Raw genomic sequence first — 14,013 nt, 5'->3', positions numbered from 1 at the left:
GGTGCGACAACTTTTCAGGGAAACACAAGCGCGCTGAAAATCGCCGATGCTAAGCATGTATTCTCCGGTCATCTCTCATTGTCGGCGCAGGAAAAAGTTCAGTCAACAGAGGCAGCTATACTCGACGGCGACACTAGCTGCGGTCAATGTTCCGCGGCACGGGGAACTGGAGTTCCTGGTGACGCGAAGGGAATTGGGTGGGACTGAAACGGCCATGATGCTTCTTCTTCAAAACGATGGCGTCCACTTGCAACAGGCATTCGAGTTGCTGGATGCTGGCGGTAGCCTAGTCGCGCGTGTCGTCGGCCAGCCGGATGGGACGGTCGCGGTCGAGCCCGACCCGTATGGCTTGGCCGGCTCCTGGAAACGCGACGGCCTGGCGCTGCTCATCGTCGATGCCGCCGGGGCGACCGTCGCTCGCTTCGTGTCGCAGGGCCTCGACGGCCGCGGTCGCCGCCTCTTCTGGGGTGCGGTGAAGGTCGGCCCGCACTGGCTGGAGCATTGCCTGCGAATCGGGGCGCGGCCCTCGCGCCGGATCTCGCTGTGCACCACCAGCCGGAACCGGCTGCACCACGTGCGCGAGACCTTGCCGCAAAACATTTCCGACAATAGCGACTATCCCGACCTCGAGTTCGTGCTGCTCGACTACAATTCGAGCGATGGCCTTGGCGACTGGGTCCAGCGGGAACTCGGCGACGAGATCGCCAGCGGCCGGCTGCGCTACTACTTTACTGACAAGCCGACGCACTTCCACGCCACCCATTCCCGAAACATGTCGCTTCGTCTCGCCAGCGGCGACATCGTCTGCGTCGTCGATGCCGACAATTTTACCGGCCGCGGTTTTGCCTCCTACCTCGCCGAACAGGTGGAGCCCGACAACGTCCTGATCGGCTGCCGGTTGGAAGGCGACGAGTTCATGGTGGCCTTCGACGAAGGGTGCGTCGGGCGATACGCCCTATACAAATCGACCTTCCTCGATGTCGGCGGCATGGACGAGGCGCACGTCGGCTGGGGTTACGACGACATGGACCTTTTCCGTCGCCTGCGCGGCAGAGGATATCGCTGCCAGTCGATCGAACCGCGGTACGCGCGCTGCATCCCGCACGACGACGTCGAGCGCAGCAGGGAACTGCACTACCGGGAGCTCGGCCGCGAGCACGTGGGGGGCGAGGGCAGCGTCTGGGTGAACAAGCGGCGCAGCGACGACAACATCGCGAACGGCCGCCTTGTCCTCAACGAGGGCCGTATCGGCTGCGGCGAAGTCGTGCGCAACTTCGGTGAGGAGAAGATCATCCTCTCGCCCCTGTCCGCGCGGGCGGCCTGAGGGTTCGCATGGATCGGCGTGCCTTCCTCGGGAGGCTCTTGCTCGGTTCCTGGAGCGGCCCTCTGACCGGGGTCGCGCACGCTGCCGACCCGCTCGCCGTGCTGCGAGAGACCCCGCTGTTTGCCGATCGCGTGGCGGCCGGGATGTTGCCACCGGTTGGTCAGCGGATTCCGGCCGCGCCGCTGATCGTCAGGACCTTCACCGGCAACGACGGGCCGGGCCGTCCGGGCGGCCAACTCACCATGCTGGTGACGGGCACTCGCGACAACGTGCTGATGACGATCTACAGCTACGCCCGGCTGATCGTCTACGATTCGGCCCGCGCGCTCGTGCCCGACATCCTCGAGGGATGGGAGGTGAACGACGGCCGCGACTTCACCTTCAGGCTGCGACCCGGCCACCGGTGGTCGGATGGCCATCCGTTCACCACCGAGGATTTCCGGTTCTACTGGGAAGACGTCGCCAACAATCCCGAGCTGTCGCCTTCCGGTCCACCTAACGAATTGCTGAGCGATGGCCGGCCGCCGCGCGTGACCTTCGTCGACGACCTCACCGTCCGATTCAGCTGGGACTCGCCCAATCCCTACTTCGTCGAGAGCCAGGCGCGGGCCGCCCCGCTCTTCCTCTTTGTGCCGGCGCACTACTTCAGGCCGTTCCATCCGAAGTACGGCGGTGGGGCGCCGGCCGAAGAGGGCGGGCGCGGCTGGGTGCGACCATTCCGGCGTCGGCTCGACGCGATGTTCGCCAACGACGTCTCGGGTATGCCGTCGCTCAATCCCTGGGTGCTGGCGACGCCACCGCCGGCTCAGCGCTACGTCTTCGAGCGCAACCCCTATTATCACCGCGTCGACGAACGTGGGCAGCAGCTTCCCTATGTCGATCGGTTCGTCTTTGTCGTTACGACGCCAACCCTGATTGCGGCGCGCTCCGGCCTCGGTGAATCCGATCTGCAGGCTCGCTGGCTCAAACTGCGTGACTATACCTTCCTGCAGAACGGGGCGAAGACGTCAAGATTCACGGTGCGGCTCTGGGAATCCGGCACCGGTTCGCAGCTCGCGCTGTATCCCAACTTCAACGCCAACGATCCCGAGTGGCGCAAGGTCCTGCGCGACGTCCGCTTTCGCCGCGCCCTCTCGATGGCGATCGACCGGGCGGAGCTGAACGAGGCCGTCTGGCTGGGACTCGGAAAGCCCTCCAACAACACCGTCTTGCCGCGCTCGACCCTGTTTAGGCCCGAGTACGCGACTCGATGGGCCGGCCATGATCCGTCGGCCGCGGCGGCGCTGCTCGACGAGATGGGACTGGCCGTGCGCGGCGCCGACCGGCTTCGCCGGCTGCCCGATGGGCGTCCGCTGGTGGTTGTGGTCGAGAGCCAGAGCGAGCAGACGGAGGAGGCAGACGCTCTCAAGTTGATCGGCGAGCACTGGCGCCGGGTCGGCGTAGGCATGCTGGTCAAGCCTCAGACATTCGAGAACTTCTGGCTGCGCGTTACGTCGGGCGAGGCGGTCATGACGGCCTATGGCGGGCTGTTCAACGCCGTGCCCGGGGGTGCGTCGAGTCCTAGAGAGTACGCGCCGACCATGCAGGGCGGCCTGCAGTGGCCCAAATGGGGGCTGTTCTTCGCGTCCCGGGGGAAGCTCGGCGAACCGTGCGATGTCCCGGAGGCGAGCGGCCTGCTCGACGAGGTGCGGGCATGGGAGCAGGCGTCCGACGAGGCCGGTCGGCGACGGGCCTGGCACCGGATTCTCGAAGCCACCGCCGGGCAGGTCTTCACGATCGGAACCGTGAACAGCCTCCCGCAGCCCATCGTGGTCGGCGCGAAAGTACGCAATGTGCCGCAAGACGGACTCTTCGCCTGGGACCCCGGAAGCTACTTCGGCGTCTACCGGCCCGACACGTTCTGGCTGGATTCCTGAACCGAGTTCCGGTTCACAGGATCTGCCGGCGAACGAGACGCAGGAAAGGTCCTTCCTCACCGACCAGCGCGTCGAAGCTGCCCTGCTGCACGATCCGCCCGGCTTCCAGCACGATGATGTGGTCGGCCGAACGGATCGTGCTCAGCCGGTGGGCGATGATGAGGCGGGTCGCGTTCATCCCCTCTAGGCTGCGCCCGACAATCGCCTGTGTGCGGTTGTCGAGGGCGCTGGTTGCCTCGTCGAACATGATCAGCCGCGGCCGGTCGACCAGTGCCCGGGCGATCATCACGCGCTGGCGTTGACCACCCGACAGTTGGCCACCGCCCTCGGTGACCATGGTGTCGAGTCCGTGCGGCAGGTTGGCGATGTCGTCCTCGAGACCGGCCAGCCGGACCGCCTCCATCGCCTGCTCGCGCGTGGCCCAGCCGCCCATTGAGATGTTCTCGTAGAGGGTCCCGGGGATCAGGCCGGACGATTCGAGAACGGTGCCGACCTGGCGCCGCACGCCGCGCAATTCGAGTGTGCCGAGATCCTTGCCGTCATAGAAGATGCCGCCGCGCTGCGGCTTCTCGAAGCCCAGCAGCAGCCGCAGCAGCGTCGACTTGCCGGAGCCGGACGTGCCCACGAAGGCAATGCTGGCGCCGGGACGGACCTCGAAGTCGATGTCCTGCAACGTCCACGGTGCGTCGTCGGCGTAGCGGAACCAAAGGTTGCGCACGGCGAACTGGCCGCTCAGGCGGCCTGGATCGCTACGCCGCCCGTCGACCTCGAGCGGCGCATCGAAGATCGGGCGCACCCGGGCCAGCAACGGTCCGACGCCGATTGCGGCGTTCATTACCGTGGCGAGGTTGACGATCGCCGCGGTGAACTGGGCAAAGGCGCCGTTGAAGGCGGCGAAGGCGGCGACATCGATCGGATGGGAGCCGCCACCGGCGATGGCGAGTACGCCCAGCGTCCCGAGGATCGGCAGGCTGGTGGAAATCACGACGTCCCAGGCGCGGACGGCACCCGACCTGCCGTTGGCTGCCCGCTGCTCGGTGAAGGCGTTCGACCAGCGCGCGAAGGTGCGCTCCTCCGCGGCAGCGACCCGCAGCTTGGCGATGCCGCCGAGGATCTGCATCAGCAGGCCGGTGACGAGGCCTTTGTTGGCGAGCACGACGGCGTCCAACCGCATCTTCCGGCGTCCCTGTAAGAACAGGATGACCGCCGCGACCAGCGCGTAGCCGACCGCGAAAGCGGTCATGGCAGCGTCGTAGATCAGCATGATTCCGAGGCTCGTCAGCGCGAACGTGCTGCCGATCAGCAGATTGAGGTTGTGGCCCGACAACATGCGCCTGACGGTGTCGATGCCCATGATGCGGGCAGCCAGGTCGCCCGCCGTGTAGCGGCGGAAGAAAGACGTGTTCAGCCGCAGCACGCGATCCCACACCGCCGGTTGCAGACGGCGATCCACGGTTGAGCTCAGCCGGATCATCGAAATGGCGCGCACGACATGGAAGCCTGAATTGCCGATCGCCGCCGCGACCAGCAGGATCATCATGTCGATCAGCAGCGAGGTTCGCGCGTCGGGCACTGCGACGCCGACCACGGCGCCGGTTGCTATGGGGATCAGGAAGGCCGACAGGGTCGAGCCGACCGCTCCGAAGAAGATGTGACGAATGTCCCGGCGCGTGCCGAAGAAGGCGAATCGGCCGACCCCCATTGGTGTCGCCTGTTCGGGCAGGGTCGGGTGGATCGTCAGAGCCACTGGCGCGAGGCGGGCGGCGACCGCGGCATCGACCACTGTCTCCCGGCCGCCAACCGCCTCGACCAGCCGCCATCGGCCGCGTCGCCACAGTACGGCGCGCGGCTGGTCGTCGGTCTTCGTTCGCGCGATCAAGGGCGCGCTTTCCTTCTTCCACCAACCGGGCTCGAGGGCGACCTCGCAAACCCGGAAGCCGCTGGCGTCGCCCACCGCCTCGAGGCGTTCGAGCAGGGTTGCCGTGGGCGTCGCCCGGCCGGCATCCCGGAGTTTGATCCCCTCGTGCCGCGCAATCGCGGCCAGTGCCTGGGACAGCGGGTCGTCCGCCCGGTCGGTGACGAGCGCAGCGACCGGACGCAGGGACGCCGCCGCGCCCAGCCGCCGCAGGGCCGTTCGGACGCCGGCTTCGTCCCGGGCGCGCCGTTCGATGGGCCGCGATTCCAGCATGGCATCGTGAGCTAGCAGGTGCCGGCCGAGTTGCGCCGCAATGGCGACCAACGGCGCGGTAAGGAGTTCCGGAGCGGACCCCGAGATGGCCTCGGTCGCGACAGCCTGTACCGTGACCTCGTCCATTGTCGTCGCGGTCACCTGATCGGCCAATACCAGCAGTGGCAGGGGCGGCGCGGTCTCGCTATCGATTGGGCTCGCGTATCGTAGCGCCGGCCGGTCAGCCTTTAGCCATAGCACCTGCCGCGCAGTCACCGTGGCACCCTTCGACAGCGCGCGGCTCTCGCCCGCCGCCAGCGGGATAGCGGAGGAGTCGGCCGAGACTGCGCCCGGCGAGGCCAGGAGCGCGCCATACCAGGCTTCGATCGTTGGCGACGGGGGGATGCCGGCGACAAACCAGGGGCCGTCTGGCGAGCCATCCTCCTCGATCAGTACGAAGGCCACGCCCGGGGCCGCGAGCGGGAAGACGGCGGCGCCCGCCGGCAGCGAGGCAATGAAGTAGCGTCGTCCGAATAGCCCCCGTGAATCGCGCACCGAGCCGTACAGCCGTCCCGGCCGACCGATCGTTCCCGGCGTGGCAAGGGTCGTCAGGTCGAGAGATCGCCGGTCGATTGGGTTGGAGGCCGTCATGTTCAGGCCGCTTGCTCTGCCAGAACCAGGCGTGCGTAGGCGCCCGCTTTCGACATCAGCGACGCGTGCGTTCCCCGCTCCACCACCTTGCCACGATCGAGAACGACGATCTCGTCGCATTCGCGAATGGTGCTCAGCCGGTGGGCGACCAGGATGCAGGTCATGCCACGGCGGCGTATCGCCTGCAGGATGTGATGCTCGCTGTCGGCGTCGAGCGCGGCCGTCGCTTCGTCGAGCACGAGGATCGCCGACTCCCTGACAAGACCCCGCGCAATCTCGATGCGTTGCCGCTGGCCGCCGTTGAGATTGCGCCCGTCTTCCTCGATGACTGCCTCGAAATTTCCGGTAATGGCCTGCACGATTGGCGTCAGGCCCGCATCGTCGGCTGCCGCCAGCAGACGATCGTTGTCGACGGTCTCGTCCCAAAGGGTGATGTTGTCGCGCACCGTTCCACCGAACAGGCGGATATCCTGGTCGACCGATGCGACGATGTCGGCCAGCCGCTCGCGGCCCCAGTCCTGCAGTGAGTAGCCGTCGATCAGGATGCGACCCGACCGGGGCTGATAGAGGCCGGTGATCAGGCGCCCAAGCGTCGACTTACCACTACCTGATCCGCCGACCAGAGCGACCCACTGGCCCGGCGCGACCTCGAGCGAGAAGCCTTCGATCAACGGCGGGAGGGCTTCGTCGTAGCCGAAGCTGACGTCCTGCATCGACACGGAGCCGGAGGCGCGCGCGTCGGCCGGTGCGGCTGCCGTGGCGGCGAATCGCCAGTCCGGACCGTTTTCAAGGACCTCGTCCAGTCGCGTCAGGTCGGCCGACGCTTGCTGCACCTTGCCGGCGACGTCGACCAGTTGCTGCAGCGGCGAAGCGAAGCTCAGCAGCAATCCCTGGAAAGCCACCAACCCGCCGACGCTCAGGTGGCCGTCCATGATCCGCAGGGCGCCGACGCCCAGCACCGCCGCTGAGGTAAGGCTGAGGATTACGATGGGCACTTGGCTCATCACCAGCTGGTAGACTGCCATCCGCTGCTCGGCGTTGACGACGCGGGCATGCAGTCCGGTCCAGCGGACGAAGAAGGCGTTCTCTCCGGCGCTCGACTTCAGGGCCTCGATCGCCTGGAGGCCGATGATCGACATACCGAACAGCCGGCCCTGCTCGGTCTGCAAGCCCAGCGCGGTGTCCGCCAGAGATCTGCGCAGGAACGCCACCAGCACCAGGTTGAGGCTGCTGCTCGCCAGCACGATCGCGGCCAGCACCACGTCGTAGGAAAGCATGACGATGCCGAGAAAGGCGGCGGTCATGCAGCTCGCGGCCGTGTTGCCCAGGTCGCCGGCGATCAGCGTGGCGACCCGGTCGTTGGATTCGATGCGGCTGACGAGGTCGCCGCCGGTGCGCCGCCCGAAGAATGAGACAGGTAGGCGCAGGATGCTCTGCAGGAACGCCGCCGACTGCTCCAGCGCCAGACGCATCTCAAGCCGTAGCAGCGCCATGCCCTGCAGCCATCGCAATGTCATGTTCAGGGCGAATGCCGCCGCGAGGCCGAGCAGGATGGGCCCCAACCAGTCGCTGTAGTGATTGACCAGGATTTTGTCGACGAACACCGCCGTCATGCCCGGCAGGATGATGCCCGGGACGACCAGCATGACGCTGATCCAGGCGATGAAAGCGACGACACCGTAAAGGTTGCCGAGCCGAGCCCGCAGCCGTGCCACCAACCCTCGGCCCGCCGCGCGCCGGTCCAATTGCTTCACCGGCAGCTTCGGTAAGGATGTCTGGCTCATCCGTCGATGCTGAGGAGCTTGCGCAGCGCCGGGATCACGAGCGTGATCGGCCGCACGCGCTCGACGATGATGTCGACGCCGGCGACGGTCCCGGACGGGATCTTGTAGGGCGGGCCGTTGCCGCTCCACCACTGGAAGCCGCTGGCGTTTTCCGCGGTTGGCATCAGCTCGATGTGGGCGAGCAGCGCCTCCTGCCCGCCGAACAGACTGCGGGTGAGCTGGCGATTGTGCAGGATGCGGTCGACGTCCCTATCCGACACGTCCTCATCCGAGACGCGGACCACGCGCCCCTTCATCGAACCATACTCCTGCCGCTTGACGCTGGTGGGCACGACTTGCGCCTCCATGCCGGCGACGACTCGTTTGCGGGCGTCGCCCTTGAGCAGGGCAACGAGTTGGAAGTATCCGTCGCGGCCCTGTCCCACCGTCGCCACGACCTCGCCGGGGGTCACGACATCACCGATGCCGATCCGTACCTCGCGGACGATGCCGCTGGTTGGCGCCGTGACAGTCGTCCCGACCGCCATCTCGGCCTTAAGGCGATCAATTTCCGCCTTCTTTAGGTCGATCTCGAATTGGTGCAGGCGTTGCCTCTCGAGCAAGTCGTCGCGCTTGGTCTCGGCCGCCAGTTGCACCGCGACGCGCCTGGCGCCCGACTCGGCCAGCGACAAGGCGATCTGGTCGTATTGCTCCTGCTTGGCGATCACCTGGGTCTCCGTGATCATGCCCTTGTCGCGGAGCTTGCGATAGCTTGCCACCAGGTCTTCCAGCCGGTCGCGGAGCTTCGAGTTCTTGGTGACATGTTCCTCGATCGCCTCGATCTGGCGCCGCACGCCTTCTTCGCTGGCCTCGATCTGCTTGGCGTGCGCCGCCTTGAGGGTGGCGAGGTTGGCTTCGAGGTGTTGCAGTTCAGCGGTCGCATTCTGGCTGCGCACCGAGAGGAGCCTTTGCTCGATTACCGCCACCGGGGCGCCAGCCTTGACCTCGTCACCGGGCCGTACGAGGACTTCGATGACCGGTCCGCCAGAGGTCGCGGCGATGGCGAAGTTGCCCTGCCGATCGGCCAGCACGACACCATTTCCCTCGACGTGCGTCGGCACCGATCCGAAGACCGCCCAGACGAGCGCCGCCAGCACGACGATGGTCGTCGCAGCGGCAAGCACTCGCATCGCCGGAGGGATCAGGACGATTCTCTCCGCCAGCAAGCCGGACGTCTCAGGGCTACGGTTCGGCACGGGTGCGCTCACGCGGAGTCGTCCGAAACCTGCATAGTCGGAGAACTACTAGACATGTGTTGGGAATACTTCATGCACGCGGTAGTCCACAAGGGAGTACCGTGCGGGGCACTGTCTCAGTTTGAATCGAGTTCAAAGAAGAAGACGCCAGCAAGGAACCATGTAGGGGCCTCCTTGGCCGGTGCCCATTGAAGGTAAACCGCTCGACGCCGTAATCGCCCCAGTCAGCAAGTGCGGGCTGCGGCCAAGCTGGTCATTAACCCATGTGGTCTGGAACGGATGGAGCGATCTTCTTCATGCGCCGTAATTTGTTCGCTGGGAAGCCAGTTCAAGTCGAGACAGTGCTGCCGCGCGCAATCCTCGCGCCGTCTCGGTCTCGATCGAAATTCACCATGAGCTGATCCGCTGGACGGTGTGCTGTCATGACTTCGGATCGGGAAGGCGTAGTCACGGCCGCTGCCTGCGAATTTTATGCTTCCAGTTCTCTCCTTTGCCCACGCTGGCACGCCGCTCTCGGCAAGAAGAGCGAACTTCGGGAGACGCCTTTGACAGTCCCCGGCGCGCGCGCTTCTCCAGGATGACCGGGGAGCCTTCGAGCCGGATGCTGTCGTGGTCGACCGCGACGTTTTCCAGCAACAACCGCATGCAGGCCTGCCGCAGCTCGGGCGGCCTCTCGACGAGGCGCTTGCGCATTTCCATCGACAAGGTCTTCAGCTTCTCGGACGACAGCTCCAGTTCGCCGATCTGCAAAATTTTTTGCAGGCGGGAGATGTCGCGGCCCAGCTTCAACTTATGCGAGCGGAGGGCAACCAGGCGTTCCCGCAGCTCCGGTGCGTCGGGTTCCATGACGCCGCTCTCGACGAGCGACAGCAATCTGGACACGGGGGCATCAGCGGGACCGGCAGGATCGCGGGTCTGGCGGAGCTTTTCGCGCTGACGAGCGCGGCCTCTTTCGCATGGACCATGTGGCCCTGGAGCAAGTAACTCGGCCAGCTGGTCCGTTGCGAACAGTTGCTCGGAGAGGTGCCCCAGGACCATGTCGTCGAGGCGATCCCCACGGATGCACCGGCCGGGACAGGCGGTCTTGGCGACGGAGCGCAAAAGCGAGGGCGCCACAAGCCGCCTCGCGGTGCTCGTGGCGGCAGGCGCATCAGCACGGCTTGGCCGCTCTGAGCCAGGGTCGCCTTCTGTAGAGAGAAACGGGAACAAAGTCCCTGACGAACGTCCCTGACAAACACAGTGGCGCTGTGGACGGATCGCCCGCCTTGATCGAGTAAACTTCGGAAAATCCTGACAGAGCGCTCCTATTTTGCTAGTCCTCACGCTACGTCCCCGTAGCTCAGCCGGATAGAGCAGCGGTTTCCTAAACCGGAGGTCGGAGGTTCGAATCCTCTCGGGGACGCCAAAACCGGCTGGCGAGGTCAAAAGAGAGAACGATCACCGCCATGATCTCAAGCCATTTTCGTGGCGGTCTACGCCGGTGCACCAATTTTCATTGTTGAAAAGATTAGGTGGTGCCCGCGGTGAGGGGAGGCTGTGATGCACCCGTCCGCTAGTGTTCTTGCGTCAGCTTCACAACGTGTCCAGCAACGTCTTGGCCTTGACCATGTCGGGCGCCGTGAGTGCTTCGGTGATGCCGCCATAGGCTGGCGCCAGGATGCGGTGAGCTTCCTCCCTGTCGCCTGACGCTAGGAGAAGATCCGCAAGCACCCGGCTGGCACGCAGCCGGAACAAGCCGGCCGATTGCTCCGTCGCGCAAACGATGGCCTCACTGAAGCGGCGACGTGCCGCCGCGGCGTCGCCGTCGGCCAGCCGAAGCAGGCCGTCCATGCGCAAGAACTCAGCGTAGTATCCTCGCTCCGGGGAGGCCGAGAAGAAGTCACCCGCCTGGACAACAAACGGGCGCGCCAAATCGATCCGGCCCTTCTCGATAAGGATGTTAGCGGGTTCGAGGCGCATCCAATCGAGAGAGAAGTCACCTGAGCCGCTTTGCCAGTAGTCCATTCCTTTCTCGAGACTGTCGGTTGCCTCATCGAAGGCGCCGCGACCCGCGAGAGCCGTGGCCCGCAAGGCCAGCGCCTCGCCAAGGCGCCCCACGTATCCGTAGCGTTCGGAGATGGCCATGGCTTCGTTGAATAGCTCCATGGCCGCTTCGAACCTTCCCCAGGCACTTTGGATCCATCCCAGCGTGGTCATGGTCCAGGCGATTGAGTAAGGATGGCCAATCTGTCGGGCTTTTGACAGTGCCTCCTCTGCGCGCCGCAGGGCAGTGTCCAGTGCGCCGACACAATACTGAGCTCGACACAGGTAGCTCGGCGCTATCGCCCTGACGTCGCCCCCGCCGAACGACGTGTCGGGTTCGACGTCATCTCCTGCGATGTCCAATGTCGTACCGAGGTCGGCGATGCCCGGAATGAACTCCCCAAGATGGACATGGACGACGCCGCGAATGCCCAGGAAGTCCATGCGAGCCGTGGTGTCGACCCGCGCCAGGGCATCCGGGGGAACTTGATCGAGCTCGCCTTTCACGCGCGCGAAATCCTGCCGGGAGAGCAGTGTCGAAGCCTTCGCCGTGCAGACGCGGATATACAGTTCGGTGTCGCCCAGCTCGAGCGCGGCCGCCAGTGCGGCTTCTCCCAGTTCGAAAGCGGCGGCAGATCGGTAGCCCTCGACGTGAGTAAGGGCCGACGAAAGCTTCTGCATCAGCCGAATGCGGATCCGCTGCCTGTCGGGCGGAGCTTCTTGAGTCAGGGACATCAATGCACGACGCCAGAAGTCGATCGCCTCACGACCGGCTGACGCCGCGGCGGCGTGGTCGCCCGCCGTTTCCAGCCACTCGCCGGCTTCGTCGGGGCGGGCTGCTGATTCCAGGTGGTGGGCGATCAGCTCGGGAGCCTTGTCCCGCGCGCGTCCGATCAGGGCAGCCGCGATACGGCCATGCACCTCCTGCCGCGGCCGCCGCAGCAGCGAGGCATAGGCGGCATCCTGGATCAACGCGTGCTTGAAGATGTATGTCGCGTCGGGTGGGACGCCGCGCGACAGGACCAGGCCGGCGGACAGCAATTGGCCAAGCCCTTCGGCGAGCGCATCAGGCCGCATGCCCGAGATGGTCTGCAGCAGCGAGTGCTCGAACTCGCGGCCTATCGCGGCGCCGAACTGGGCCACAGCTTTGGCGGGCGCGAGGCGATCCAGTCGCGCCATCAGCGAATCCTGCAAGGTCGCGGGTATCGCGGTCGCGTCGAGGGGCCGTGCGAACTCGTATGTCGTCCCGGCCTCGCGAAGCGCCCCAGACTCGCGCAGCGCCTGGAACAGCTCCTCCATGAACAGCGGCACGCCGTCGGCCCGGGTCATGACGTAGTCCACCGCCTCGGGGGGAATCGTCAACCGTCCGGCCAGACCTTCCAGCAGGGCGGTGGCATTGCCGCGCGACAGGCGGTTGAGGGGAAGCTGGGTCGCCGCAACGCTGCCGGTCCACGGCGCCGCATAGTCCGGCCGATGGGTGACGACCGCCAGCAATCGATGCGACGGTATTCTGTCGACCACGCGACTGATCAGCTCCTCCGTCGTCGGATCGATCCAGTGCGCGTCCTCGATCACCCAGAGAAGAGGCTTCGCGCGGCTCAGCGCCATGAGATGGTCGGCCAGCCCGTCGAGAAGGAGCGACCTCTTGCGCGCCGGCGTCACGTTGCGCAGTTCCGAGCCTGTGGGCAGCGGCACGCCGAGCAGGCCGGCGATCACCGTCTGCTGGTCGCCGCTGAGGCCTGGCATGGCCTGTCGCACGGCCTCACGACGCGCTTCATTGTCGTCGGTCGCATTGAGCTTCTTCGTCGCCGTGAGGTAGGTGATTGCCGGATAGAGCGGCGAGTTGCTGTGCTGGGGCGTGCATTGAAAGCGGATCCGATGATTGTCGCCCTCGGCAACGGAGCGCCAAAGAGCGTCGGTGATTCGGGATTTGCCGATTCCCTGCTCGCCGGAAAGCAGAACCAGCTGCCCATCGCCGGCCTCGGCTTGTCGCCAGCGGTCCAGCAGCAGGCCGACTTCCAGCGCTCGGCCGACGAAGGGTGTCGCTTGCGACAGGCTGCGCGTTGCTTCGAAGCGGCTGAGCCCCGACCGCTCATGCCGCACCCGGAAAGCCAGCACGGGCTCGGCGAAGCCCTTGAGGCGCTGCGGCTCCAGAACTTCGAGTATGAACAGATCGCCGATCAGCTGACGCGTGGAGCCGGCGATGACGATGCTGTCGACCGGTCCGACGGCCTGCAAGCGTGCCGCGAGATTGGGCGTCTCGCCCACGACATTGACCTCGCGCGCGATGTTCTCGCCGATCACGTCGCCTACGACCACCGGGCCTGTCGCAATGCCGGCGCGTGCCGCGAGCCTGTGGCCGTTGGCCGCCGGCAGTGCCCTCACGGCGGCAAGCACGTGGAGGCCGGCGCGGACGGCGCGCTCAGCGGCGTCCTCGGTGGCATGCGGATAACCGAAGTAGGCCAGCACGCCATCGCCCATGAACTTGGCCACGAACCCGCCGGCCTCACGGATCGCGGCGGCGACGGCGTGGTGGTAGCCCTGGATCGCGTCGCGCAGGTCTTCCGGATCGAGCGCTCGGGACAGCACCGTCGAATCGACAAGGTCGACGAAGACAATTGTGAGCTGACGCCGTTCCGCGGCCGGTGCTTCCTCCACGCTTGGCTTCGCTTCAGCAGCCGCCTGGGCGGTCGCGGCGAGCTGAGCGATACCCCTCATCAGTCGCTTGCGGTCGCCAAGCGACAGGCCGAGTTCCTTGAACTCCTCCTCGCTGAGTGAAGGTAGCACGTCGAGGTCGATATCGTTGGCGTGGAACAATTCCACGTGCTTGGCCAGGCCAAGTCCCGTCAGCCAGTCGGCGATGCCGGACATGCCCCGCTTACTTCCACGACTGCATAGGTGGCGCCGCCTGTCT

General features: G+C 65.9%; 7 protein-coding genes and 1 tRNA gene. 3 read left to right on the top strand and 5 right to left on the bottom strand.

Features of this window, described 5'->3' with window-relative positions; all coding sequences use genetic code 11:
- Nucleotides 1-55: 55 nt before the first annotated feature.
- Both ACT6UX_RS01465 and ACT6UX_RS01460 read left to right on the top strand, forming a co-directional pair.
- The gene (locus ACT6UX_RS01465; protein ID WP_444773360.1) at nucleotides 56-1,324 is read left to right on the top strand and encodes a glycosyltransferase; all 1,269 of its coding nucleotides are present in this window, start codon (nucleotides 56-58) and stop codon (nucleotides 1,322-1,324) included.
- An 8-nt stretch (nucleotides 1,325-1,332) separates the two neighbouring features.
- The gene (locus tag ACT6UX_RS01460; RefSeq protein WP_444773359.1) at nucleotides 1,333-3,240 is read left to right on the top strand and encodes an ABC transporter substrate-binding protein; all 1,908 of its coding nucleotides are present in this window, start codon (nucleotides 1,333-1,335) and stop codon (nucleotides 3,238-3,240) included.
- A 13-nt stretch (nucleotides 3,241-3,253) separates the two neighbouring features.
- Here ACT6UX_RS01460 and ACT6UX_RS01455 read toward each other — a convergent pair whose 3' ends face one another.
- The 4 genes from ACT6UX_RS01455 to ACT6UX_RS01440 form a co-directional block, all read right to left on the bottom strand.
- Complete coding sequence (locus tag ACT6UX_RS01455) at nucleotides 3,254-6,058, bottom strand: NHLP bacteriocin export ABC transporter permease/ATPase subunit (RefSeq protein WP_444773358.1); 2,805 nt, start codon at nucleotides 6,056-6,058, stop codon at nucleotides 3,254-3,256.
- 2 nt (nucleotides 6,059-6,060) lie between these two features.
- Nucleotides 6,061-7,842 carry an ATP-binding cassette domain-containing protein gene (locus ACT6UX_RS01450; protein ID WP_444773357.1) on the bottom strand — a complete coding sequence of 594 codons (1,782 nt, stop codon included), beginning with the start codon at nucleotides 7,840-7,842 and terminating at the stop codon, nucleotides 6,061-6,063.
- Entirely contained in the window at nucleotides 7,839-9,005 is a 1,167-nt protein-coding gene (locus ACT6UX_RS01445; RefSeq protein WP_444773356.1) for an NHLP bacteriocin system secretion protein, read from the bottom strand. Before ACT6UX_RS01445 ends, ACT6UX_RS01450 begins: the two co-directional genes overlap by 4 nt.
- A gap of 519 nt (nucleotides 9,006-9,524) precedes the next feature.
- A complete protein-coding gene (locus ACT6UX_RS01440; RefSeq protein WP_444773355.1) occupies nucleotides 9,525-9,959 on the bottom strand; it encodes a hypothetical protein in 435 nt (144 codons plus the stop codon).
- A gap of 446 nt (nucleotides 9,960-10,405) precedes the next feature.
- On the opposite strand from ACT6UX_RS01440, the gene ACT6UX_RS01435 reads away from it, so the two are divergent.
- A tRNA-Arg gene (locus tag ACT6UX_RS01435) sits at nucleotides 10,406-10,482 on the top strand.
- A 167-nt stretch (nucleotides 10,483-10,649) separates the two neighbouring features.
- Here ACT6UX_RS01435 and ACT6UX_RS01430 read toward each other — a convergent pair.
- Nucleotides 10,650-13,970, bottom strand: coding sequence for an AAA family ATPase (locus ACT6UX_RS01430; protein WP_444773354.1), 3,321 nt, complete (start codon nucleotides 13,968-13,970; stop codon nucleotides 10,650-10,652).
- Nucleotides 13,971-14,013: the final 43 nt, after the last annotated feature.

This window comes from Reyranella sp. (assembly GCF_052439685.1).
Lineage (GTDB): Bacteria > Pseudomonadota > Alphaproteobacteria > Reyranellales > Reyranellaceae > Reyranella.
Note: the sequence above shows the minus strand (reverse complement) of the source record. Positions and strands in the feature narration are given on the sequence as shown.

Excerpts from the sequence above, each read along its gene's own strand:
- ACT6UX_RS01465 (WP_444773360.1), top strand. The coding sequence starts at position 56 with ATGTATTCTCCGGTCATCTCTCATTGTCGGCGCAGGAAAAAGTTCAGT.
- ACT6UX_RS01460 (WP_444773359.1), top strand. The coding sequence starts at position 1,333 with ATGGATCGGCGTGCCTTCCTCGGGAGGCTCTTGCTCGGTTCCTGGAGC.
- ACT6UX_RS01455 (WP_444773358.1), bottom strand. The coding sequence starts at position 6,058 with ATGACGGCCTCCAACCCAATCGACCGGCGATCTCTCGACCTGACGACC.
- ACT6UX_RS01450 (WP_444773357.1), bottom strand. The coding sequence starts at position 7,842 with ATGAGCCAGACATCCTTACCGAAGCTGCCGGTGAAGCAATTGGACCGG.
- ACT6UX_RS01430 (WP_444773354.1), bottom strand. The coding sequence starts at position 13,970 with ATGTCCGGCATCGCCGACTGGCTGACGGGACTTGGCCTGGCCAAGCAC.